The sequence below is a fragment of the Streptomyces gossypii genome, assembly GCF_025165795.1.
Classification (GTDB): domain Bacteria; phylum Actinomycetota; class Actinomycetes; order Streptomycetales; family Streptomycetaceae; genus Streptomyces; species Streptomyces gossypii.
The window spans coordinates 288,886-312,818 of sequence record NZ_JAJAGO010000005.1; the positions used below are offsets into that span (position 1 = coordinate 288,886).

At 72.5% G+C, this 23,933-nt stretch carries 21 protein-coding genes; 14 read left to right on the forward strand and 7 right to left on the reverse strand.

What is annotated here, in order from left to right:
* The first annotated feature begins 141 nt into the window (after positions 1 to 141).
* From LHJ74_RS12805 to LHJ74_RS12845, 9 genes are all read left to right on the forward strand, one after another.
* Positions 142 to 1,308, forward strand: a complete 1,167-nt coding sequence (locus LHJ74_RS12805) for an AAA family ATPase (RefSeq protein WP_260218089.1) — start codon at positions 142 to 144, stop codon at positions 1,306 to 1,308.
* Positions 1,309 to 1,405: 97 nt separating this feature from the next.
* Positions 1,406 to 1,738, forward strand: coding sequence for a nucleotide pyrophosphohydrolase (locus tag LHJ74_RS12810; RefSeq protein WP_260218237.1), 333 nt, complete (start codon positions 1,406 to 1,408; stop codon positions 1,736 to 1,738).
* Between the two features lie 103 nt (positions 1,739 to 1,841).
* The gene (locus LHJ74_RS12815) at positions 1,842 to 2,306 is read left to right on the forward strand and encodes a DUF6099 family protein (RefSeq protein WP_260218090.1); all 465 of its coding nucleotides are present in this window, start codon (positions 1,842 to 1,844) and stop codon (positions 2,304 to 2,306) included.
* Between the two features lie 76 nt (positions 2,307 to 2,382).
* The gene (locus LHJ74_RS12820; RefSeq protein ID WP_260218091.1) at positions 2,383 to 3,306 is read left to right on the forward strand and encodes an LLM class F420-dependent oxidoreductase; all 924 of its coding nucleotides are present in this window, start codon (positions 2,383 to 2,385) and stop codon (positions 3,304 to 3,306) included.
* Entirely contained in the window at positions 3,303 to 4,232 is a 930-nt protein-coding gene (mmuM, locus tag LHJ74_RS12825; RefSeq protein ID WP_260218092.1) for a homocysteine S-methyltransferase, read from the forward strand. Before LHJ74_RS12820 ends, mmuM begins: the two co-directional genes overlap by 4 nt.
* A 59-nt stretch (positions 4,233 to 4,291) precedes the next feature.
* Positions 4,292 to 5,515, forward strand: coding sequence for an arginine deiminase (locus LHJ74_RS12830; protein ID WP_260218093.1), 1,224 nt, complete (start codon positions 4,292 to 4,294; stop codon positions 5,513 to 5,515).
* A 61-nt stretch (positions 5,516 to 5,576) separates the two neighbouring features.
* A complete protein-coding gene (argF, locus tag LHJ74_RS12835; protein WP_260218094.1) occupies positions 5,577 to 6,587 on the forward strand; it encodes an ornithine carbamoyltransferase in 1,011 nt (336 codons plus the stop codon).
* A gap of 113 nt (positions 6,588 to 6,700) precedes the next feature.
* Complete coding sequence (locus LHJ74_RS12840) at positions 6,701 to 7,528, forward strand: enoyl-CoA hydratase family protein (RefSeq protein ID WP_260218095.1); 828 nt, start codon at positions 6,701 to 6,703, stop codon at positions 7,526 to 7,528.
* A 52-nt stretch (positions 7,529 to 7,580) separates the two neighbouring features.
* On the forward strand, positions 7,581 to 9,866 hold the full coding sequence (locus tag LHJ74_RS12845) for a bifunctional salicylyl-CoA 5-hydroxylase/oxidoreductase (protein ID WP_260218096.1): 2,286 nt from the start codon (positions 7,581 to 7,583) through the stop codon (positions 9,864 to 9,866).
* A gap of 33 nt (positions 9,867 to 9,899) precedes the next feature.
* On the opposite strand, the gene LHJ74_RS12850 is transcribed toward LHJ74_RS12845, so the two are convergent.
* Complete coding sequence (locus LHJ74_RS12850; RefSeq protein WP_260218097.1) at positions 9,900 to 13,301, reverse strand: ATP-binding protein; 3,402 nt, start codon at positions 13,299 to 13,301, stop codon at positions 9,900 to 9,902.
* A 118-nt stretch (positions 13,302 to 13,419) separates the two neighbouring features.
* Between LHJ74_RS12850 and LHJ74_RS12855 the strand changes: the two genes are divergently transcribed.
* From LHJ74_RS12855 to LHJ74_RS12865, 3 genes are all read left to right on the forward strand, one after another.
* Positions 13,420 to 14,052 (forward strand): NADPH-dependent FMN reductase, encoded by a 633-nt coding sequence (locus tag LHJ74_RS12855; protein ID WP_260218098.1) that lies wholly within the window; start codon positions 13,420 to 13,422, stop codon positions 14,050 to 14,052.
* 125 nt (positions 14,053 to 14,177) lie between these two features.
* Positions 14,178 to 15,392: an MFS transporter gene (locus tag LHJ74_RS12860; RefSeq protein WP_260218099.1), complete on the forward strand. Its 1,215-nt coding sequence runs from the start codon at positions 14,178 to 14,180 to the stop codon at positions 15,390 to 15,392.
* 27 nt (positions 15,393 to 15,419) lie between these two features.
* On the forward strand, positions 15,420 to 17,042 hold the full coding sequence (locus tag LHJ74_RS12865; RefSeq protein ID WP_260218100.1) for an MFS transporter: 1,623 nt from the start codon (positions 15,420 to 15,422) through the stop codon (positions 17,040 to 17,042).
* 70 nt (positions 17,043 to 17,112) lie between these two features.
* On the opposite strand, the gene LHJ74_RS12870 is transcribed toward LHJ74_RS12865, so the two are convergent.
* Genes LHJ74_RS12870 through LHJ74_RS12880 form a run of 3 tightly spaced genes read right to left on the reverse strand, consistent with a single transcriptional unit; the run spans position 17,113 to position 19,851 of the window.
* A complete protein-coding gene (locus LHJ74_RS12870; protein ID WP_260218101.1) occupies positions 17,113 to 17,310 on the reverse strand; it encodes a DUF3099 domain-containing protein in 198 nt (65 codons plus the stop codon).
* 4 nt (positions 17,311 to 17,314) lie between these two features.
* A complete protein-coding gene (locus tag LHJ74_RS12875; protein ID WP_260218102.1) occupies positions 17,315 to 18,193 on the reverse strand; it encodes a PaaX family transcriptional regulator in 879 nt (292 codons plus the stop codon).
* The gene (locus LHJ74_RS12880) at positions 18,163 to 19,851 is read right to left on the reverse strand and encodes an AMP-binding protein (protein ID WP_260218238.1); all 1,689 of its coding nucleotides are present in this window, start codon (positions 19,849 to 19,851) and stop codon (positions 18,163 to 18,165) included. Before LHJ74_RS12880 ends, LHJ74_RS12875 begins: the two co-directional genes overlap by 31 nt.
* Positions 19,852 to 19,995: 144 nt before the next feature.
* Between LHJ74_RS12880 and LHJ74_RS12885 the strand changes: the two genes are divergently transcribed.
* A complete protein-coding gene (locus tag LHJ74_RS12885) occupies positions 19,996 to 21,171 on the forward strand; it encodes an acyl-CoA dehydrogenase family protein (RefSeq protein ID WP_260218103.1) in 1,176 nt (391 codons plus the stop codon).
* Positions 21,168 to 21,566, forward strand: coding sequence for a RidA family protein (locus LHJ74_RS12890; protein ID WP_260218104.1), 399 nt, complete (start codon positions 21,168 to 21,170; stop codon positions 21,564 to 21,566). Before LHJ74_RS12885 ends, LHJ74_RS12890 begins: the two co-directional genes overlap by 4 nt.
* A gap of 8 nt (positions 21,567 to 21,574) precedes the next feature.
* On the opposite strand, the gene LHJ74_RS12895 is transcribed toward LHJ74_RS12890, so the two are convergent.
* The 3 genes from LHJ74_RS12895 to LHJ74_RS12905 form a co-directional block, all read right to left on the reverse strand.
* Positions 21,575 to 21,997: a VOC family protein gene (locus LHJ74_RS12895; protein ID WP_260218105.1), complete on the reverse strand. Its 423-nt coding sequence runs from the start codon at positions 21,995 to 21,997 to the stop codon at positions 21,575 to 21,577.
* Between the two features lie 115 nt (positions 21,998 to 22,112).
* Entirely contained in the window at positions 22,113 to 22,850 is a 738-nt protein-coding gene (locus LHJ74_RS12900) for an ArsR/SmtB family transcription factor (protein ID WP_260218106.1), read from the reverse strand.
* Positions 22,851 to 22,917: 67 nt separating this feature from the next.
* The gene (locus LHJ74_RS12905) at positions 22,918 to 23,859 is read right to left on the reverse strand and encodes a glycoside hydrolase family 113 protein (RefSeq protein ID WP_260218107.1); all 942 of its coding nucleotides are present in this window, start codon (positions 23,857 to 23,859) and stop codon (positions 22,918 to 22,920) included.
* Positions 23,860 to 23,933 lie beyond the last annotated feature (74 nt).

Here is a 23,933-nt window from a genome sequence, read left to right on the forward strand (position 1 = left end):
GGACCGTGGCGGATGACGGCCGTATGGTGGCCGCGATCCGCCACGCTCCCCGGCACCCACGCCGCGCGGGTCCCCCGATCGGGGGAAGCCGCAAGTGCGGGAACGGTTCGGCACCGGGCCGGGTGCGTACGGTCCCTGACCATGGACCCGACCCCCGCCGTGTTCCCGTCCGCCGTCGTCACCGAACTGCGGCTCTCCGCCTTCCGTTCGCACCGTGGCCGGACCGTGAAGCTCGCCCCGCTCACCCTGTTCACCGGGGCGAGCGGCAGCGGCAAGTCGAGCCTGCTGGAAGGCTACGAGGCGCTGGCCCGGCTCGGTGACGGCGCGGAGCTCGGGCAGGTTTTCGGCGAGGTGCGGGGCGGCCCGTCCGCGTACGTGCCGCAGGGGGCGCGGGCCGACCCGCAGGGCAGGCGCGGATTCCGGCTGGGCTGCACCGTGGACGGGCGGGTCGGGCCGGTGCGGATCGACCTGGCCGTCCAGGCCGAGCCCGAACTGCGCATCGCCGGGGAGCGGTTGACCGCCTCTGACGGGCGGACCCTGCTCTCCACGGCGCTGCGTGACCCGGGCAGACGGTCGGTGCAGGCCGAGTGGCACACCGCCGGAGCTACCGGGGTGACCCGCGCGCCGCTTCCCGACGACCGGCTCGCCACCGCCCTGCTGCCGCTGCGCGTCGCGGGCACCACCGCGGGCCAGCGCCGGGTACTGGCCGCCGCCGAGCAGGTGGTGTACGCGCTGCGCGCCGCCTTCCCCTGCGACCCGCGGCCGGAGCGGATGCGCAACGCGGTGGCTCTCACCGACGCGCTGCTGCGCGGCGGCTGCGACAACTTCGCCGCCGTGCTGCGCCGTACGCACGCCGAGAGCGGCAGTCGGCACGCGGCACTCGTCGACGCCGTACGGGCGGGCTGCGCCGGGCCGGTCGGCGGACTGGTGGCGCGGGACGACCGGCAGAGAGCGGCCCTGGTGCGGGTGTTCGTGGAGCGCGGTGAGACGCGCTACACCCCCGCCGAATGGCTGGGGGACGGTGAACTGCGTTACATGGCGCTGGCGTTGGTGCTGCTGGCCGGGCCGGACGCGCTGACGGCGGAGGGCGTCGCCGAGGAGCCGTACGGGCGGCAGGCGCTGACCGTGCTCGCCGACGGCCTGGACTGCGGGCTGGACCAGCGGCAGACGCGGGAGCTGCTCGCCCTCGCGGGGCGGATGTGTGCACGCGGACACGTCCGGCTGATCGGCACCTTGCAGGGCGTCGGCACCCTGCGGGGCACGGCGGAGGTGCCCGAGGCCGCCCTGGTAGACCTGGGGAGTGACTGAACCGACTGACGCAGCTGAACCGACCGACGCAACTGAACCGACCGACGCAACTGAACCGACTGAAGCGACTGAGCCTGCTGAGCCTGCTGAGCCCACGGTGGCGCAGTTGCAGCGGCGGCTGGCCGAGTTCGCGGTAGCCCGCGACTGGGGCAAATACCACACGCCCAAGAACCTGGCCGCCGCGCTGAGCGTCGAGGCCGGGGAACTGGTGGAAATCTTTCAGTGGCTGACACCGGACGAATCGGTCCGTGTGATGGCCGGCGAGGAGTCGGCCGGGAGGGTGGAGGACGAGGTCGCGGACGTTCTCGCCTATCTGCTGCAGTTCTGCGAGGTGTTGGGCGTCGACCCCCTCGCCGCACTGGCCGCGAAGATCGACAGGAACGAGAAGCGTTTCCCGGCAGTCGAAAACGGTCACTCTATGGAGTGGTAGAGTTATTCAGAGGTGTCGGATTATCCACAGATTTCCCAAACTCCCTGGCGGACACGGCCGTTGGTAGTCACGCTGGGTAGCGACCAGTGGAGGGGGACGAGAGATGGAAGCTGTAAGACTCATCGAAGTTTCGAGACAGGCCCTGGCGCAGAGCAAGGCGTTGACCGACGTCGTCGCCGAGGCATGGCAGACACAGGCGCTGGTGGCGGAGGTCGGCTCCCGGTTAGCTGCATGCGGGCCCCCGGTGGTCCGGGCGGAGGCGATCGGGTTGAGCGAGGCGGGCAAGCGGGGCTGCGGTTCTCTGCGTCACCCCGCCCGCAGCGAGGAGGACATACGGGCGCGGCGGCTCTCGGGCGTCTCCGATCCGCGGCAGGTGCTGGTCGATCTCGCCGGGCTGCTCGGGGAGTCCGGCGTGGCGCTGGTCGGTGTGGCGGTGGCGGCGGACGAGGGGCTGTACTGGCAGTGCCTCGACGCGATAGACGCGGCGGACGAATCCGGGGACCGGGTAGCCGGGATACTCCGGAGCCTCGCCCTCCCGGAGCGCGGCGGCGCACGCGTCGTCACCTGACGGCCGCCCGCAGAACCAGGGCTCGCACCCAGCCCCGGGCACGGTGATCCGTCGGAGGCGCAGGCAGGATGGAGACATGGACCTGAGAATTTTCACCGAACCGCAGCAGGGCGCCGACTACGACACCCTGCTGGCCGTCGCGAGGGCAACCGAGGATCTCGGTTTCGACGCGTTCTTCCGCTCCGACCACTATCTGCCCATGGGTGACGCCGACGGGCTGCCCGGACCGACGGACGCCTGGATCACGCTCGCCGGGCTCGCCCGGGAGACCAGCCGCATCCGGCTGGGCACCCTGATGACGGCGGGCACCTTCCGGCTGCCCGGCCCGCTGGCCATCCAGGTGGCGCAGGTCGACGCCATGTCCGGCGGGCGGGTGGAGTTCGGCCTCGGCGCCGGGTGGTTCGAGGAGGAGCACACGGCGTACGGCATCCCCTTCCCGGCCGCGAAGTTCGGCAGGCTGGAGGAGCAGCTCGCGATCGTCACCGGGCTCTGGGGCACGCCGGCCGGTGAGACCTTCAGCTTCGCGGGGGAGCACTACACGCTCACCGACTCGCCCGCGCTGCCCAAGCCCGCCCAGTCCCGGGTGCCGGTGCTGGTGGGTGGCATGGGGCCCGTTCGCACTCCCCGGCTCGCCGCGCAATACGCCGACGAGTTCAACATCCCCTTCGCCTCGGCCGAGGATTCCGCGCGCCAGATCGAGCGGGTGCGGGACGCCACGGTGGAGCACGGCCGCAAGGCGGACGACCTGGTGTACTCCAACGCCCTGGTCGCCTGCGTGGGGCGGGACGACGCCGAAGTGGCCCGCCGTGCCCGCGCCATCGGCCGGGAGGTGACGGAGCTCAAGGAGAACGGCCTGGCCGGTTCCCCGGCGGAGGTCGTCGACCGGATCGGCCGCTACCAGGAGGCGGGCGCCTCGAGGATGTACCTCCAGATCCTCGACCTCTCCGACCTGGACCATCTGGAGCTGATCTCCGACCAGGTGCAGAGCCGCCTGGTATGACCACTCCCGTGCTCCCGCTCGCCGGCGCCCTCGCCGCCGGACCTCCCCTGGTCCTGGACGGCGGGCTCTCCAATCAGCTGGAGGCCCAGGGATGCGATCTCGCCGACGCCCTGTGGTCGGCTCGGCTGCTGGCCGACGCCCCCGAGCAGATCGAGGCGGCCCACCGGGCGTACGTACGGGCGGGGGCGCGGGTCCTGATCACCAGCAGCTATCAGGCGTCCTTCGAGGGTTTCGCCCGACGAGGGCTCGGCCTGGTGGCGGCGGCCGGGCTCTTCCGGCGCAGCGTGGAGCTGGCCCGGCGGGCGGCCCGTGCCGAGGCAGGCGGCCGTGAGGTCTGGGTGGCCGCCTCGGTCGGGCCGTACGGCGCGGTGCTCGCGGACGGCAGCGAGTACCGGGGCCGGTACGGGCTGAGTGAGGCGGAGCTGCGGCGGTTCCACCGGCCGAGGATCGCGGCGCTGGCCGAGGCCGGGCCCGACGTGCTCGCCCTGGAGACGGTGCCGGACACCGAGGAGGCGGCGGCCCTGCTGGCCGTGGCCGAGGGGTGTGGCGTGCCGGTGTGGCTGAGCTACACCATCGAGGGCGAGCGGACCAGAGCCGGTCAGCCCCTGGCCGACGCCTTCGCCGTGGCGGCGGGCCGTGAGCAGGTGCTCGCCGTCGGCGTGAACTGCTGTGACGCGGCGGACGTCGACGCGGCCGTGGAGGCCGCCGTGGCCGTCACCGGCAAGCCCGTCGTCGTGTATCCGAACAGCGGCGAGGGCTGGGATGCGGGACGGCACGTCTGGCGGGGCACGCCCACCTTCGCGCCGGAGCTGGCGGTAAGGTGGGCGGCGCACGGCGCCCGGCTGGTCGGCGGCTGCTGCCAGGTCGGCCCGGCCGGCATCGCGGCCGTGGGACGTGCCCTGGGCCGTGAGCCGGATACCGTCTGACCTCAGATCCGTGCTCGCATGGCCGGGCGTGGAGCGCTCTCGTCCGACAGGATGTCTTCATGGGATTCCATGTCGACTCCGAGGCCGGGCGGCTCCGCCGCGTCATCGTGCACCGGCCCGATCTTGAGCTGAAGCGGCTCACCCCCTCGAACAAGGACGATCTCCTGTTCGACGATCTCCTGTGGGTGCGCCGCGCCCGTCAGGAGCACGACATCTTCGCCGACGTCCTCCGCGACCGCGGGGTCACCGTGCATCTCTTCGGCGAACTGCTCACCGAGGCCCTCGACATCCCGGCGGCCCGCTCGCTGGTGCTCGACCGGGTCTTCGACGAGCGGGAGTACGGCCCGCTCGCCACCGGCCGTCTCCGTGCGGCGTTCGACAAGATGGCGCTGACCGAGCTGGTCGAGGCGCTGATCGGCGGCATGACCAAACGGGAGTTCCTGGAGGGGTACCCGGAGCCGGCCTCGGTGCGTTTCCATGTGATGGATCTTGACGACTTCCTGCTCGCCCCGCTGCCCAACCACATCTTCACCCGGGACACTTCCGCCTGGATCTACGACGGGGTGTCCATCAACGACATGCGGTGGCTCGCGCGGCGCCGCGAGACCGTGCACTTCGAGGCGATCTACCGATACCACCCGCTCTTCACCGAGAACCCCTTCCGCTTCTGGTCGGAGGGGCAGGGCGCCCACCCCTCCACCATCGAGGGCGGCGACGTCCTGGTGATCGGCAACGGCGCGGTGCTCGTCGGGATGAGCGAGCGGACGACCCCGCAGGCCGTGGAGACGCTGGCCCGGGGGCTGTTCGAGGCGGGCTCCGCGACCAGCATCGTGGCGCTCGACCTGCCCAAGCGCCGCGCGTTCATGCATCTGGACACCGTGATGACGATGATCGACGGTGACACCTTCAGCAAGTACGAGGGCCTGGGCATGCTGCGGTCCTACACGATCGAGCCGGGCGGCGGTACGAACGACCTGAAGGTCACCGACCACCCGCCGGAGCACATGCACCGGGCGATCGCCGCCGCCCTGGGGCTGGACTCGATCCGGGTGCTGACCGCCACCCAGGACGTGCACTCCGCCGAGCGGGAGCAGTGGGACGACGGCTGCAACGTGCTGGCCGTCGAACCGGGGGTGGTGGTCGCCTACGAACGCAACGCGACGACGAACACCTTCCTGCGGAAGCAGGGCATCGAAGTGCTGGAGATACCGGGCAGCGAGCTGGGGCGGGGGCGCGGCGGGCCGCGCTGCATGAGCTGCCCCGTCGAGAGGGGGCCTGTATAGAGATACGGGTTGACGTATAGACTTACGGTTTGTGCTGCCGTAATCGACTAGGAGCATCCTCATGGCGACAGACCTCACGGGACGCCACTTCCTCAAGGAGCTGGACTTCACTCCCGAGGAGTTCCGCCACCTGATCGATCTCGCCGCGGAGCTGAAGGCCGCCCGAAGAGCCGGGACGGAGCGGCGGCGCCTCAGCGGTCGCCACATCGCACTGATCTTCGAGAAGGCGTCGACTCGTACCCGCTGCGCGTTCGAGGTGGCCGCGGCCGATCAGGGCGCGGCCACCACCTACCTCGACCCGTCCGGTTCGCACACAGGGCACAAGGAGTCGGCCCGGGACTCCGCCCGGGTGCTCGGGCGGATGTTCGACGGCATCGAGTACCGCGGCAGCGCGCAGACGACCGCCGAGGAACTCGCCGCCCACGCCGGAGTCCCGGTCTACAACGGGCTCACCGACGAGTGGCACCCCACCCAGATGCTCGCCGACGTGCTCACCATGACCGAGCACGGCACCGGGCCGCTGGATCGGACCGCCTACGCCTACCTAGGTGACGCCCGCAGCAACATGGGCAACTCCAGCCTGGTGACCGGCGCCCTGCTCGGCATGGACGTCCGGATCGTGGCGCCCCGCGCCCTCTGGCCGCAGGAGTCGGTGATCGCCCACGCGCGCGGGCTCGCCGGCAGCAGCGGGGCGCGGATCACCCTCACCGAGGACGTCGCCGAGGGCGTGCGCGGCGCGGACTTCGTGGCCACCGACGTCTGGGTGTCGATGGGGGAGCCCAAGGAGATCTGGGACGAGCGGATCGGCCTGCTCCGCCCGTACGCCGTCACCATGGACGTGCTCCGGGCCACCGGCAACGACGAGGTGCGGTTCCTGCACTGCCTCCCCGCCTTCCACGACCTCGGCACGGCGGTGGGCCGCGAGATCCACCAGCGGTACGGGCTCGACTCCCTGGAGGTCTCCGACGAGGTCTTCGAATCGGCCCACTCGGTCGTCTTCGACCAGGCCGAGAACCGGATGCACACCATCAAGGCGGTGCTGGTCGCCACGCTGGCGGGCCCGGCGGCGTGAGGCGCCGCCCGTGGTCTATCGCGCGCCCCTGACGACAGTCACGAACTGGTGATACTTTCGGAAGGCGGGCACGGCGCAGGCATGCCCGCCGTCCGGCCCGAGGAGCACGCCTCATGAGCCCGTTCACCGGTTCTGTCCGCGCCAGCGCCCACTGGGAGCACCTCCGGGTCGGCGAGGAGGACGGCGTCGTCACCGTCACCCTCGCCCGGCCCGACAAGCTCAACGCGCTCACCTTCGAGGCGTACGCCGATCTCCGCGACCTGCTCGCCGAGCTGTCCCGCACCAGACGCGCCCGCGCGCTCGTACTCGGCGGCGAGGGGCGCGGCTTCTGCTCCGGCGGCGACGTCGACGAGATCATCGGCGCCACCCTCGGCATGGACACCGCGCAGCTCCTCGACTTCAACCGGATGACCGGCCAGGTCGTACGGGCGATCCGGGAGGCGCCGTTCCCGGTGATCGCCGCCGTGCACGGCGTGGCCGCGGGCGCGGGCGCCGTGCTCGCGCTGGCCGCCGACTTCCGGCTCGCCGACCCGACGACCCGCTTCTCGTTCCTCTTCACCAAGGTCGGCCTCTCCGGCGGGGACATGGGAGCCGCCTACCTGCTGCCCCGCGTCGTCGGCCTGGGCCACGCCACCCGCATCCTGATGCTCGGCGAGCCCGTACGGGCCCCGGAGGCAGAGCGCATCGGGCTGCTCAGCCGGCTGACCGAGGAGGGCGAGGCGCACCCCGAGGCGTCCGCGCTCGCCCGGCGCCTCGCCGACGGCCCCGCCCTCGCCCACGCGCAGACCAAGGCCCTGCTCACCGCCGAACTGGACCTGCCGCTCTCCGCCGCCGTCGAACTCGACGCCGCGACGCAGGCGCTGCTGATGAACAGCGCGGACTACGCCGAGTTCCACGCCGCCTTCACCGAGAAGCGTGAACCGCAGTGGCGGGGGGCGTGACATGACAGGGCTGGGGACATGAAGGGGCCGGAGACGTGACGGGGCCGAGGACATGACACGGCCCGCGCGCCGTGTCGCCGTCATCGGCGGCGGCCCCGGCGGGCTCTACGCCGCCGTCCTCCTCAAACGCCTCGCCCCGGCCCGCGACATCACCGTCTTCGAACGCAACGGTCCCGAAGAGACCTTCGGCTTCGGCGTGGTGCTCTCCGACGAGACCCTCGGCGGCATCGAACACGCCGATCCGGCCGTCTACACCGCCCTGGGAGCGGAGTTCGTCCACTGGGACGACATCGACATCACCCACCGGGGCCGCACCCTCACCTCCGGCGGCCACGGCTTCTCCGCGCTGGGGCGGCGCCAGCTGCTCGCCGTCCTGCACGACCGCTGCCGCACCCTCGGCGTCCGGCTCCGCTTCCGCACCGAGGCACCTCCGGCGGCCCTGCTGGCCGCCGACTACGACCTGGTCATCGCCGCCGACGGCGTGCACAGCACCACCCGTACGGCACACGCCGAGGCGTTCCGCCCCCGGATCACCCGGCACGGCTGCCGGTACATCTGGCTGGCCGCCGGCTTCGCGCTGGACTCCTTCCGCTTCGAGATCGCCGAGACCCCCCACGGCATCGCCCAACTGCACGCCTACCCCTATGCGGGGGACGCCTCCACCGTGATCGTCGAGATGCGCGAGGAGGTGTGGCGCGCGGCCGGGCTGGACCGGCTCGACGAGGCGGCATCCGCCGCCCACTGCGCCGCGCTCTTCCCGCACACCCTCGACGGGCGCCCGCTGCGCGGCAACGACTCCCAGTGGACGGCCTTCCGCACCGTCGTCAACGAGCGCTGGTCGCACGGGAACACCGTGCTCATCGGGGACGCCGCGCACACCGCCCACTTCTCCATCGGCTCCGGCACCAAGCTCGCCGTCGAGGACGCCCTCGCGCTGGCCGCCTGCCTGGAGGAGCACCCCGACGTGCCCTCGGCGCTGGCCGCCTACGAAGCCGAGCGGCGCCCCGTCGTCCGCTCCACGCAGCGCGCCGCCCGCGCCAGCCTTGAATGGTTCGAGGATCTGGCGGTCTACGCGGACCAGCCGCCGTACCAGTTCGCCTTTAACCTGCTCACCCGCAGCCGCCGGGTCACGCACGACAACCTCCGGCTGAGGGACCCGGGCTTCGTCTCCGGCGTGGAGCGCGCGGCGGGCGTCCCCGAGGGCACGCCCCCGATGTTCACCCCCTTCCGGCTCGGTCCCCTGACTCTGCGCAACCGGGTCGTCGTCTCCGCCATGGACATGTACTCCGCCGAGGACGGCCTCCCCGGCGACTTCCACCTCGTCCATCTCGGCGCCCGCGCGCTCGGCGGCGCGGGACTGGTGATGACCGAGATGGTGTGCGTGTCGCCCGAGGGCCGGATCACCCCGGGCTGCACGGGTCTGTGGAACTCCCGCCAGCAGGACGGCTGGCGCCGGATCACCGACTTCGTGCACACCCGCAGCCCCGACACGGCGATCGGTATCCAGCTCGGCCACTCGGGCCGCAAGGGCTCCACCCGGCTGATGTGGGAGGGCATGGACGACCCTCTCCCGGACGGCAACTGGCCGCTCGTCGCGCCCTCCCCGCTCCCGTACCGGCCGGGGATCAGCCAACTGCCGAAGGAACTGGAGCGGCACGAACTCGCCGCGCTGCGCCGGCAGTTCACGGACGCCGCCCGCCGCGCCGCCACCGCCGGATTCGATCTGCTCGAACTCCACTGCGCACACGGCTATCTGCTCTCCGGCTTCCTCTCCCCGCTGACCAACCTGCGCACCGACGCCTACGGCGGCGACCTGGACGGACGGCTCCGCTTCCCCCTCGAAGTGCTCGACGCCGTACGGGAGATCTGGCCGGACGACCGCCCGCTGACCGTCCGCATCTCCGCAACCGACTGGGCCGAGGGCGGCATGACGGGCGAGGACGCCGTCGCCGTCGCACGTGCCCTGACCGTGCACGGCGCCGACGCCGTCGACGTCTCCACCGGCCAGGTCGTCTCCGACGAGCAGCCCGAATACGGCCGCTCCTTCCAGACCCCGTACGCCGACCGCATCCGCAACTCCGCCGGCATCCCCGTCGTCGCCGTCGGCGCCCTCTCCTCCTGGGACGACGTGAACTCGCTGATCCTGGCAGGCCGCGCCGACCTGTGCGCCCTGGGCAGGCCGCACCTCTACGACCCGCACTGGACGCTGCACGCCGCCGCCGACCAGGGCTACCAGGGGCCGGGAGCGCCCTGGCCGCAGCCGTACCGCGCGGGCAGCCGCAAGCCGCCGGCCGGCCGCACGGACGCACCGAGGCCACGTCTCACCCTGGGCCGCTGAACCACGCCGGCAGTGCGACCGCGAGGAACACGTTCAAAGAGACCAGCGGATCGGGGTCCCGGGGCGGTAACTGCACTGGGCACCGGTCGAGAGGGCGGCGGCGAGATGCTCGTGCAGTTCCGGGTGCGCCGTGCCGAGTTTGCGCAGGACGTCCCGGATGCGGGCGGTCACCGCCTGCCGCGCCCGTTCCGCGTCGTCACCCAGCCTGCGCGGGCGGCCGCCGAGTCCGGTGGCCCGGCGCAGCTCGTCCAGCAGAGCCGAGCGCTCCTCGTCGAGCGCCGCGGCCCGGTGCTCGTCGTTGCGGGCCACGGCCTCATGGATGGCGTCGTCGAGCTTGCGCACGTGATCGCGGTACGTGGCCCGCGCCTGCTCGTCCAGCAGGGGATCAGCCCCGAGACGGCGGGGGCCGGCCGCCTCGTGTGCGGCGGACGGGGCCAGCAGTTCGGTGGCCGGGACCTCCACACCGGGCCGTCCCAGCAGGACGCGCAGATCGTGCAGGCCCTTGGCGTCGCGGACATGGGCGGTACGTCCCGCGTAGCGCAGGGTCCACACCTGCCCATCGGGCCGGAATATGCGATCGGCGTCGGCGTCGGCGTCGGTGGCGGCAGAGCTGTCGGTGCCAGGGCTGTTGTTGTCCGGGCCGTCGTCGAAGCCGCCGCCTCCGCCGGTACGCCGCCCACGCCCGGTTCCGTCACCGCCGCCCGACGCGGGCCGCGCCACGGCACGGGTGACGTCCTCGATCGCGGCGGACATGCCGAGCTGTGCGGCTTCGTCCGCCGCCGCGGCAAGTGTGGTCTCCGCCGCCGCGGCGTCGCCGCGTGCCCGCAGCGCACGGGCGAGCTGCGCGCGCGCCAGGACGGACCAGGGGCGCGCGCCGAGGCGGTCGGCGGCTGCGGCGGCTGCGCCGAAGTGCCCGACGGCGGCGTCCCACCGCCCCTGGGCCGCGTCGATGCTGCCCGCCCAGTGGGCCATCGGGCCAAAGACGGTGCAACCGGAGAACACCGCCCACCGGTCCACGACGGGCGCGATGGCCCGGCGGGCCTGTTCGCACCGCTCGTCGTCGCCGGTTGCGGCGGCGAGCTGGGCCCGGCAGACCAGCAGCATCGGTGCGTAGCGAGAGGGCATTCTGCTCAGCAGCGCCTCGACTTCGGGGAAGCGTCGTACGGCAGTGTCGACATCGCCCCGGTACGCCGCGGTGATGCCCTCCAGCACCGCGACGAACGGGTCGCCCGGTGTGGCCGTCCGCGCCACTTCCCTCGCCTGGTCGGTCTCGCCGCGCAGCAGCTCCAGCGCCCACACCTGGTCCCGCCAGACCCGGTGGCTGTCGACCTCGCCGACACGTTCGCCCAGGACGCGTGCCGCGTCCGTGTGACGACGCGCCTCGTCGAAACGTCCCCGCAGCGCGGCCAGCGTGCCGCGCCGCGATATCGCCAGGAACCGGTGGCGGGGCAGCCGGGTGCGTTCGGTCAGCGCGGTGAAGGTGTCGAGTTCGTCGTGGCTGGCCGGGCTGCCCTGCTCCAGGAGTGCGAGAGTGCGCAGGAACGAGGCCAGCGACTCCAGTTCGCGGTCGGCGGCGCGACGGGCGGCGGCGGTGAGCTCGTCCAGTATGGTGATTCGCTCCTCTTCGCTGCCCGGGCCCCAGATCGCGTCGTGGTGGGCGAGCAGGCACCAGCCGAGTGTCTCCTCGTCGCCCTGCTCACGAGCCAGGGTGACGGCCGCGTGGCCCAGCTTTCGCGCGGTGTGCGGCTCGACGGCCCGGTGCGTGCGGGCCATGCTGCCCGCGGCCAGCACGCGTGCACGCAGCGCGGCGTCGCCGCGCTCCTGGTGGCCGCCACGGATCGGCCGGTGTTCGAGCCCGGCACGGGCCTCGTCCATCAGGTCGATCTCGTCGTTGGCCTGGTGGGACGGGTTACCGAGCCGGTGCAGTCCGAGGGCGGCTCGGGCGACGAGTCCGGCATCGGCCAGCTCGCGGCCCGTATCGAGCACGGAGGTGAAGGTCGCGCGGGCGGCGGTCAGTTCACCTGCGCGGTCCAGCTGGGCGGCGAGCTCCAGCTCGATCCGGGCCCGGTCGCGGCCCGGGCCGTGGCCGGCGGCCTCCAGGGCAGCGCGGTAGTGCCCCACGGCCTCCTCCGAGGCCAGGCGGCTGCAGGCGTGCCGAGCTGCTGCCAGCAGATATCCGGCGGCCTCGCCGCCCGGCAGCAGGGGCATGGCCAGCCGCCCATGGTGGGCGAGGGCGGCCGGGCTCAGTTCGGGTTGCCCGTCGAGCACACGGAGCACGGCGAGATGGCCTGCGCGGCGCTGGTGGGCGTCGAGTGAGGTGTACAGACATTCGCGCACGAGATCGTGCGTGAAGGCGTACCGACGGTCTCCGGTACGACTGACGAGCCGGGTCGCGAGTGCGGGTTCCAGCAGCGCGGAAATCTCGCCCGGCAGGTCCGCGGGAGGGTGCGGACCCGCGGACGCGGGCGGCTCGGTGCGAGGCGGGCGGCCGGGGCGGACGAGGCGGGCGGCGTGGGTTGCCGCCAGCAGACCCCCGGTGAACTCATGGCCGATGACGGCGGCGGTGACCAGCATCTGCACGACGGCGGGTGGCAGCAGCCCCAGGCGCTGCTGCACTGCGTCCCGCACGCTCGCCCCCACCGGCTCCCCGCCCGCCCCGCCCGCCCCGCCCGCACCGAGGTGCGCGGTCTGCTCGACGAAGAACGGGTTGCCGCCGGTGCGCCGGTGTATCTCGGCCACCGGCCCGGCCCCGGCCGCGCTGCCGGTCGTGCGCTCGATCAGCGCGCCGACCTGCGCCACGTCCAGGCCGGACAGCCGTACGGTCCTGGCGCGTGACGCGAGCGGCAGCAGGAGGCCGCGCGCCCGATGGGCCGGCTGCTCGACCTCGACATCGCGGTAGGTACCCATCACCAGCAGCGGTTCGAACCAGGCATGCCGTGCCAGGAAGTCGAGCAAGCGCAAGGAGGCCGGGTCCGCCCAGTGCAGATCGTCCAGCACGATCACGGTCGGCTTGCTGCGGGCGGCGGTGACGAGCAGCGTGGTGAACGCGTCGTACAGCCGGAAGGACACGTTGTCCGCAGCGGGCCGCGCCGCCGCGGAGGGCTGCACGGTTTCCCCGAGCAGCACCGGCAGGCGGTCTCCGGCCGTCGCGGACGCCAGCGCCCACTCCCTCGTGGTCGCGGTCCGCGCGAGATCCCGTACGACCTGGACCCACGGCCAGCAGCCCGGTGCGCCGTCGCCCTCCCAGCACGAGGCGCTCAGCACCCGTGCACCGCGCCGGGCCGCGTCCTCGGCGGCCTCGGCCAGCAGCGTGGTCTTGCCGATCCCGGCTTCCCCGGTCACGAAGACCAGCCCTCCGTGGCTGTCCAGCACCCGGCCGACCTCGGTCCGGAGGATCGCGGCGGGATGCTCACGCCCGATGAGGGAGTACGACATGGCGTGGCCCGCGCCTCTCCGATTCGTCCATGCGATGTGCCCGTGAGATCCGGTCTCACGGCTGTGGGAGCAGCTCTCGCGCCCAAAGGGGTGAGACACCGATCCTACGGGAGGCATCATGAGCACTGATCTGCTGACCACGCGCGAAACCCGCGGCGGAGACTCCGGCACTTCGGCCGGCGCCGGGGAGAGGCTGCGGGTCGCCGTCATCATCGGCAGCACCCGGGAGGGCCGCGTCGGCGCGGCGGTCGCCCGCTGGTTCGCCACTCACGCACAGCAGTACGACGCCTTCGAGCTCGACATGGTGGACCTGCTCGAGGTGCCGCTCCCGGTGCGCCTCACCGAGGAGGTCACGCCGGAGCTCGACGCCTGGTCGGCCCGCATCGACCGCGCGGACGCGTTCGTCATCGTCACGCCCGAGTACAACCACGGCTACCCGGCCGCCCTCAAGCACGCGATCGACCTGCTCTACCGCGAGTGGCACGCCAAGCCCGTCGGGTTCGTCTCCTACGGCGGCGTCGGGCGGGGGCTGCGAGCGGTGGAGCAGCTGCGGCAGGTGTTCGCCGAGCTGCACGCGGTGACGCTGCGCGATTCGGTGAGCGTCAACGTCAGCGACGGCGAGGTCGACGACCTCGGCTGGGTCCGCGAGCACACGGGCGCGTCCACCGCCGCGAAGAGGCTGCTGGAGCGGCTCGAATGGTGGGCGGATGCGCTGCACTCCGCCCGTACCGCCTCGGCCTACACCGCGTGAGCGCCGCCATGACACCGAGCCGCCCGACCGAGGAGATCTCCACTTCGCGGGGCGCGAGCGAGCCGCCCCGGACGACACGCGGCGCGGGACCGGACGGCCCCGGGTCCCGGGTGGGGAGGCGGCGCGTGCCGGCGGTGGCTCTCGCGGCACTGGCCGGTCCGGTGTCGTTCGGCATCACCGGGCCCACGCTCGTGCTCGGCGACATCGCGCACGACCTCGAAGTCTCGATCCCGGCGGCCACATCCGTGGTCACCGCGTACGGCTGGGGCATCGCGGTGGGCACGCCCACGATGGGCGTGCTGGTGGCCCGTCGCGGCGTACGCGCCGCGCTGGCCGTGTGTGCGCTGCTCATCGCCGTCGGCGCGGGGCTGGTGCTGACCGTTCCGGTGCTGGCGGCCCTCGTCGTCGGCGCCGGACTCCAGGCGCTGGGCGCGGCCGGGATGGTGGTCGTCGCGATGAGCCTGGCCGACTCCGCACGGGCGATGGGCATGGTGACCTCGTCGATGGCCGGGCTGGGCGCCCTCGCGCCACTGATCGGCACCCGGGTCAGCTCGGCACTCTCGTGGCCCGCCGCGCTGGCCATGACCGTGCTGAGCCTCGCGGCGATACCCGCCGTGCTCCGCGGCGCGGAACGCCACCGGCCCGGGGCCTCTCGGCTGCCGCAAGACCGCGGGCGCGCGGCGGACCGCGCCACCGGCGCGGGGAGCCGGTTCGACGCCCTGGGCGCCACCCTGCTCGTCGGCCTGGTGACCGCCCTGGTGCTGGTGCCGCGGCACCCGCTGCCCGCGGGCGGCGTTGCGCTCGCGGCGGTGGTACTGCTGGCCGCGCACCTGCGCCGCACCCCGCACGGCTTCCTGCCTGCCGCACTGCTCACCAACCACCGGTTCGTCTTCAGCGCGGGGATCGCGTTCCTGCTCGCCGTGGCCAACTTCGGGATCGTCTACGCCGCACCCGAGCTGCTCGACGATCTCACCGGGTGGAGCGATGGCGGGCTCGGCATCGCCGTCGCCGTGCCCTACCTGGCAGGCGGCGTGCTGTCCTGGTACCTGGTCGCCCGCTCCGGGCGCCTCGCCTACCCGGTCCTGGCCACCGCGCTGGCCTGCGCGGCCGCGGCCGCGGTGGCTGCTGTGGTCTTCGGCGCTGCCGTGCTGCCGCTGCTGTTCGCGGGCATGGCCACGGGCTCACTCGCCGCCTCCACCGGGCAGGGTGCGCTCGCCCTGCACGCCGGAGCGGCCGTGCAGGAGCCCCAACGGGTCACCGCGATGGGCCTGTTCAACCTGTGCTACCTGCTCGGCGCCGCATTCGGTCCGGCGATCGCCGCCCTCGCCGTCAGCTCCTGAGGATCACGGACCAAGAAAGGACATTCCATGTCGTCGAACGCCCCCGGGGCCGCCGTCCCGAAGGCCGGGGTCCGTCAGTGGCTGGGGCTTGCCGCGCTCGCCCTGCCCACCCTGCTGATCGCCCTCGACCAGAGCGTGCTGTTCCTGGCCCTGCCCCACCTCGCCGAGGGGTTGAACCCCACCGGCACCCAGACGCTATGGATCATGGACATCTATGGCTTCCTGATCGCCGGCTTCCTCATCACCATGGGCACACTGGGGGACCGGATCGGACGCCGCAAGCTGCTGATGATCGGCGCCGCGGCCGTCGGCATCACCTCCGTGCTGGCCGCCTACTCGGACAGCGCCGAGCAGCTGATCGTCACCCGCGGCCTGCTCGGCATCGCCGCCGCGACGCTGATGCCGTCCTCCCTCGCCCTGATCAGCAACATGTTCCCTGACAAGTACCAGCGCGGCCGTGCCATCGCCGTGTGGGCCAGCTGCTTCATGGGGGGCACCGCGCTCGGCCCCGTGATCGGCGGCGCGTTGCTGGAGTACTTCTGGTGGGGCTCGGTGTTCCTGATCGGCGTGCCCGTCATGGTGGTGCTGCTGATCGTCGCTCCCTTCCTGCTGCCGGAGTACAAGGACCCGAGCGCCGGCAAGCTCGACCTGTTCAGCGTCGTGCTGTCGCTGGCGTCGATCCTGCCGGTCATCTACGGGCTCAAGGAGCTGGCGCGCTACGGCCTCGAGCCGGTGCCGGCCGCCGCGCTCGTCGTCGGCCTGGCCGTCGGCGCGGTGTTCATCTCCCGGCAGGGCAGACTGGCCGATCCGCTGCTCGACCTGAAGCTGTTCAAGGTGGGCGCGTTCACCGCCGCGCTGTTGATCCTGATGGTCGCGATGCTCGGCACCGGCGGCGGCTACCTCTTCATCACCGGCTTCCTCCAGATGGTTCAGGGGCTGTCGCCGATGGAGGCCGGTCTGTGGATGGTGCCCTCGGCTGTCGCGTCCATCCTCGCCGCGCAGCTGGCTCCGGCCCTCGCCAGGCGGCACCCGCTCAGCATCGTCATCGGAGTGAGCCTGATCACCGGCACGATCGGCTACCTGCTGATCGTCTTCGTCGACCCGGTCGGCGGGTTGCCGCTGCTGATCGCCGGTCTGGTGATCATCTTTATTGGTGTCGGCACCATCGGGGCGCTGGGCACCGACCTGGTCGTCGGGTCCGTGCCGCCGGAGAAGGGCGGATCCGCGGCGGCACTCTCCTCCATCAGCGGTGACCTGGGCACCGCGCTCGGCGTCGCCACCCTCGGCAGCCTCGGTACCGCCGTCTACCGCGATACGGTCAGCGTGCCCGCCGACACCCCGGGCGGCGCCGAAGTCGCCGCCCGGGAAAGCATGGAGGACGCCATGACGGCCGCCCGGGACCTGCCGGACGCCGCCGGGCGGGAGCTGCTGACCGCCGCCGGGGACGCCTACACCAACGGGCTCAACACCATCGGAGTCGCCTGCGCGGTTATCGCCGCCATCAGCGCGGTCCTCGCGCTCACCATGCTGCGCGAGAGCCGCGGCGCCGACCCGGCCGGCGGGGCTCCGCCGCAGCAGGAGGCGTCCGAGGCTGACCCGTCCGAGGCTGACCCGTCCGAGGAGGCCGAGGGCTCGCTCTCCGCCCGATGACGGGACGCTGGGGCGGCAGGTCGACGCGCCGACCCCGCCGCCCTGGGTGGGACGGGGCACAGCCTGCGTGCTACTCGTCCCACCAGCGGTCGTCCGGCTCCCGGCGGTTTCCGACGATCACCGCGACGGGCGGAATGACCATGGCGGCCACGCACATGCCCACCGCGACCGGCACGGACCACAGGCGCACGAAGGCCCAGGCGCTGATGAAGAGCGTCAGGCAGACTCCCATCAGCACGAGGTAGCGTCGTCGCCGTCGCGCGTACACGCCTTCAGGGTAGAGCGCGCGCAGCCGCTCTCGTGTGCGGTCGCCCGTGCGGCGCTGCCGTCACGCCTCCCTCGCGCAGCTCCGCCGGATATCGGGCCCCCGGCTCCCGCAGCCTGTCGTGCAGCTCCGCGAACACCCGGGCCGAGCGCTCGCCGGGCCAGCCGGAGGGCAGCAGCTCGGCAGGCAGCCCCGGGTCGGCGTACGGCAGCCTGCGCCAGGCGTCCAGCGCGAGCAGATAGTCCCGGTACGCCTCCCGCGTGGGCCGCGTACGCCGCCGTGACCAGGAGCGGAGCACCGGCTCGTGGGTGTCGAGGAACTCCTGGTGCAGCCGTGCCAGCGACTCGAGGTCCCACCAGCGGGCGACAGCCTCCGCGGTCGCCGCGAAGCCCGTGTGCGTGCCCCGGAACAGCTCCACGTACGCGGCCAGCTCCAGCCGCCGCAAGGTGTGCCGGGTCTCCTCCTCCAGATGGGAGGGTGCGATCCAGACACCCGGTGCGGCGTTGCCGAAGCCCAGGCGGGCGAGGTGGGAGCGCAGCACATGGCGCCGCCGCCGCTCGCTCTCCGGCACCGAGAAGACCGCGAGCAGCCAGCTGCCGTCCGGACGGGGGCGGCTGTAGATCCGCCGGTCGCCGTCCTCCAGCAACTGCCGGGCCGCCGCCGAGGGCGCGTAACCGGCCGACCTGCTGCCGGGGTGTACGGCGACAAGCAGCCCGCGCCGCTTCAGCCGGGAGACCGCGGAGCGCACCGACGGCGGATCGACGCCGAGCGCCCCGAGCAGCTGGATCAGTACGGATACGGGCACGGTGCCGCCGTCGCCGAACTCGCGCCCGTACGCGCCGTAGAAGGTGACGATCAGGGAGCCGGGGGAGGGGTGCTGTGCCACGGCGTCACTTTAGAGGCTGCCGGATCGGCGCCGCGCAGCCGGAAGCGCTGGACCTTGCCGGTCGGGGTGCGCGGCAGCGAGGCCGTGAAGACGATCTCGCGCGGGCACTTGTACGGCGTCAGCTCCGCCTGGACGAACTCCCGCAGTTCGTCGGCGATTTCGGCGGAGGAGCGGGGCGCGTCCCCGCGCGGCACGCCCTCGCGCAGCACCACGTGAGCGACAACCCGCTGACCGCGCCGTTCGTCCGGTACCCCCACCACGGCCGCCTCGGCGACTTCGGGGTGGTGCAGCAGCGCCCCTTCGACCTCCGGGCCCGCGATGTTGTACCCGGAAGAGATGATCATGTCGTCGGCACGGGCCAGATAGCGGAAGTAGCCGTCCGGTTCGCGGACATACGTGTCGCCGGTGATGTTCCAGCCGCCGCGTACGTACTCCCGCTGCCGTTCGTCGGAAAGGTAGCGGCAGCCGACCGGACCGCGTACGGCGAGCAGGCCCGGGGTACCGTCCGGTACCCCGGTCACCCCGTCCTCCTCCACTATCCGCGCCTCGAAGCCGGGCACGGGTATGCCCGTACAGCCCGGCCGGACCGCGTCATCGGCGGCGGAGATGAAGATGTGCAGCATCTCGGTCGCCCCGATGCCGTCGATCAGGCGCAGTCCGGTGTGCTCGTGCCATGCCTGCCAGGTGGCGGCGGGGAGGTTCTCGCCCGCTGAGACACATCGGCGCAGCGAGGAGAGGTCGTACGAGCCGCCGCCCAGCTTGGCGAGCATCGCCCGGTAGGCGGTCGGCGCCGTGAACAGCACGGATATCCGGTGCCGTGCGACGGCGCCGAGTATCTGCTCCGGGCCGCTCCACTGCTCCAGCAGCGCCGCGGCGCCCGCCCTCAGCGGGAAGACGAGCAGGCCGCCGAGTCCGAAGGTGAAGCCCAGCGGCGGGCTGCCAGCGAACAGGTCGTCCGGGCGCGGGTGAATGATCCGTGCGGAGAAGGTGTCGGCGATTGCCAGCACATCGCGGTGGAAGTGCATACAGCCCTTGGGGCGGCCCGTGGTGCCGGAGGTGAAGGCGATCAGCGCCACGTCGTCGGCGGCGGTCCGGACGGCCTGGTAGCGCGCCGGCCGCCCCTCGGCCCGGCGCAGCAGATCGTCGGAGGCCGCACCGCCGAAGGCCGTCAGCCGCAGCCCCGGCACCTCCGCTTTGACCAGGTCGTCCATCGCCCCCGCATCGCAGAGTGCGTGACTCACCCGGGCGATCTCGCAGACCGTCCGCAGCTCCTTGGGACGCTGCACGGCCAGCACGGTCACCGCCACCGCACCCGCCTTCATCACCGCCAGCCAGCAGGCGGCGAGCTGCGGCGTGGTCGGGCCGCGCAGCAGCACCCGGTTGCCGGGCAGCACCCCGAGCTCCTCGGTCAGCACATGGGCGATGCGGTCGACGCGCGAGCGCAGTTCGCCGTACGTCCAGCTCTCGGCGGCACCGAGGATCGCGGGCCGGTCGCCGCCGTACCGCTCCACGGTGCGGTCGAGCAGTTCCTCGCCGCAGTTGAGCCGGGCGGGATAGCGCAGCTCCGGCAGGTCGGAGGTGAGCTGCGGCCACTGCTCGGGGGGTGGCAGATGGTCACGCGTGAAGGTGTCGACATGCGCGGACGGGCTCAGCTGCATGGCGTTCATGCCCCCTTGCGGCATTCCCGAGGGAGAGGGTTCTGGCGCCGGTCGCCGGTGTGCCGATGAGCGTAACGTGTTGTTGACGGCAGTCAACGGGCCGCGATAAAGCGGACGGCAGAGCACCGTGAAGGAGGGTCGCCGATGCGGGCGTTCGCGCTGGAAGCCGAGCAGGACCGGTGGTGCGAGGAGCTGCGCACCCTCGCGACGGAGCGGCTGCGTCCGCTCACCGACGGCACGGACCCACCCGCGCACGGCCGGATCAACCGGCCGCTGGTCGCCGCGCTGGGCGAGCTGGGCCTGCTCGCGCGGATCTTCCCGCCCGACGGCTCTCCGGTCTCCGCGCTCGACCTGTGCCTGCTGCGCGAATCCCTGGCCCGTGGCTGCACGGAGGCGGAGACCGCGCTCGCGTTGCAGGGCCTCGGAGCCTGTCCGCTGGCCCAGTCCGGCAGCGAGATACAGCGGCGCCGCTGGCTCCCCGAGATCACCGCCGGGCGCGCGATCGCCGCGTTCGCGCTCAGCGAGCCCGGCGCGGGCTCCGACGCCGCCGCGTTGTCCCTCACCGCCACGCCCACGCCCGCGCCCACGTCCGCGCCCGCGTCCAGGTCCGGGTCCGGGTCCGGCGGCTGGCTGCTCAGCGGCACCAAGACCTGGATCTCCAACGCACCGTACGCCGACGTCTACTCCGTCTTCGCCCGTACGGGTGAGGAGGCGGGCGCCCGCGGCATCACCGCGTTTCTCGTGCCCGCGGACCGCGCCGGCCTGACCGGAGAGCCGCTGGACATGCTCTCGCCGCACCCCATCGGCACTCTCACCTTCGACGCCGTGCCCGTCACCGCCGACGACATGCTCGGCGAGCCCGGTCAGGGCTTCGGCGTCGCCATGCGCACCCTCAACCTCTTCCGCCCGAGCGTCGGCGCCTTCGCCGTGGGCATGGCACAGGCCGCGCTCGACGCGGCGCTCGCCCACGCCGCCACCCGCACCGCCTTCGGCGGCGTGCTCGGGGACCTGCAGGCGGTCTCCCACCAGCTCGCCGAGATGGCCACCCGCACCGAGTCCGCCCGGCTGCTCGTCTACGCGGCGGCGGCGGCCTACGACAGGGGAGACGCCGGGGTCGCCAAGCGCGCGGCGATGGCCAAGCTGCTGGCCACCGAGACGGCTCAGTACGTCGTCGACGCCGCCGTGCAGATCCATGGCGCCGCCGCCCTTCAGCGAGGACATCTCCTCGAGCGTTTGTACCGTGAGGTCCGCGCCCCCCGCATCTACGAGGGCGCGACCGAGGTGCAGCGCTCGATCATCGCCAAGGAGCTCTACCGTTGACTCTCCGCCGGACGAACCCCGCGCACCTGGCACCGCCCACCGGCTTCTCGCACGCGGTCACCGCCACCGGCTCCCGGCTGGTCTTCCTGGCCGGTCAGACGGCGCTCGACCCGGCGGGCAGAATCACCGGCGCTGATCTGCCCGCCCAGTTCGCCAGGGCGCTGAGCAACCTGCTGGCCGCGCTGCACGCCTCCGGCGGCACCCCGGCCGACCTCACCCGCGTCACCGTCTACACCACCGACGTCGCGGCCTACCGGGAGCACGCCCGTGAGCTGGGGCGCGTGTGGCGCGACCAGGCGGGGCGGGACTATCCGGCGATGGCGCTCGTCGGTGTCGTGCGCCTCTGGGACGAGGAGGCGCTGGTCGAACTCGACGGCATCGCCGTGCTGCCGTGACGGGAGCCTCAGCTCGCCGCCGGATCCTGGACCGCGGCCGGGTCCATCCACATGACCTCCCACAGATGGCCGTCCAGGTCCTGGAAGGAGCGCCCGTACATGAAGCCCTCGTCCATCGGGTCCTTCGAGGACTTTCCGCCCGCCGCCAGCGCCTTGTCCGCCAGGTCGTCGACCTCCTGACGGCTCTCGACGCCCAGTGCCACGATCACCTCGGCGGTCGTCGCGGCGTCGGCGACCTCCTTCGTCGTGAACGTCTTGAAGAACGGCTCCGTCAGCAGCATCGCGTAGATGCCGTTGTCGGCGTCGATGACGAGGGACGCCGCGTTGTCGTCGGAGAACTGCTCGTTGAACGTGAAGCCGAGCTTGCCGAAGAACTCACGGGATCGGGTCAGGTCCCGCACGGGAAGGTTCACGAAGATCATCTTTGACATGGTCTGCCTCGTCTCTCTCGGTACCGCGTGTGCGCGGACCCGCTGCCGCCACCGTGCGGTGGCTTTCACAGAGACAGACGGCAGGTCGCGGCGGAACTCATCGCTCCACGCACCATCAGTCGATATTTCTTTCGAACTCCCGGTGCGCGACGCCCAGCAGCCCGTGCAGCGCCTCCCCGCCCCGTGCGGTCACCCGCAGGGCCCGGCCGCTGCCGATCCGCTCGCACCAGCCCTCCGTCAGGGCGTACGTGCACAGCTCGGCGCCCGCCAGGCCCGCCAGATGGGGGCGGCGCTCCGTCCAGTCCAGGCACGAGCGGGCCATCGGACGGCGGCCGCGCGGACGGACCGCGAGGTCGACGCCCAGGCCGCGGAACCAGTCGATGCCCCGTTCGGTCACCGCGAAGCCCGTCGAATGCTGGAGCAGGCCACGCTCCAGCAGCGCGTCCGTGACGGCCACCCCCAGCCGCCCGGCCAGATGGTCGTAGCAGGTACGGGCCCGCGCCATGGCCGCGCTCGCCGACATCTCCCGCAGACCGCGCGGGACGGGCGCCGGGCCCGCGTGCGCCGCCAGGTCCTCGATCAGCTGCGCGCTCTGCGGACCGGCCAGCCGTACGTACCGGTGCCGCCCCTGCCGCTCCTCGGCCAGCAGGCCGCCCGCCACCAGCTTGTCCAGATGCCCGCTCGCGGTGGACGCCGCGACTCCCGCCGCCCGCGCCAGCTCACCCGCCGTCCAGGCACGCCCGTCCAGCAGCGCCAGACAGAACCGGGCGCGCGTCTCGTCCGCCAGCAGCCCGGCCAGCCGCGCCAGCGCCGGAACCGGACCGGCCTGGGCGGGGGCTTCGCTTCGCTCCATCCACCCATCATGACCGGCAATCGGGTGTTGCAGAGCAGGTGCTGTCAGGGGCTGGGGGCTTGGCGCCTCAGCTCCGTCGATACCTGGCCGCCATCGTGCGGAATACCTTCTTCTGTTCCCAGCGGGTCTCGTCGAGCATCCGGACGACGCCGTAGGAGCCGAGGTCCTGCTCCCGGGGCCTGCTGTAACCGGCGAAGGTGAACCAGAGCGCGGTGTCCACGCCTTCCGCCTCGAAGATGTCCAGCAGCTCGGTGAGGTAGCGCACCTGCTCCTCCTCATCCGGTACCGCACCGTGCGGCACCTGCCAGGCCATGCCGCCGCGCTCTCCCGCTCCCCGGTATGCGCAGGTTCCGTACTCGGTCACCGCAACGGGCTTGCCGTGGGCGAGGTGCCCCCGCAGTTCGTCCCGGAGGCTGTCGACGTTGTAGGCGGCCCGGTAGGCGTCGATGCCGACGATGTCGAACGGACTCCAGTCGGCGAACTCCCAGGGAGCGGAGGCATACGTGACCCGCCCGCCGAAGTGCGCGCGGACACGCGCGGCGACCTGGGCGAGGAATGCGTTGAGGCGCTCCTGCACCGGCCCGAGGGAGGACCACCACTCCATGTCGGCGGCGGCCATGGCCCGCAGACGGTCGCCGTAGGTGTCGCCCGGAATGAAACCGCCGCAGAACGCGCTGATCTCGCAGCCGGCCACGAACACCACCTCGGCGCCGGCCTCCCGTACGGCTTCGGCCCGACGGGCACAGTCGGCGAAGTACGGGAGTAGCTGGTCGGGCGGCAGGTCCACGGGAAAGGGGGAGAACCAGACCTCAAGTCCGGCGTCCGCAGCGTGCCGGGCAGCGACGCTCAGCCGTTCGGGCTCTCTCCCGGAGATACGAACGGCGTCACAGTGCAGTTCCCCGGAGATCACCGCCATGTCGTGCCGGACCGTCCCAGGGGTGAAGTTCTTGCGGGAGAGCTCTTCCCCAGGGAGGAAACCGGTGTCGTAGTTGATGCCCCGTGCGCGCACGTCGTTGCCCCTTCACATCACTGTTGCCGTGTTCCAGCATCTGACCCGGCACCACGCACGACACCGGCTCCGCA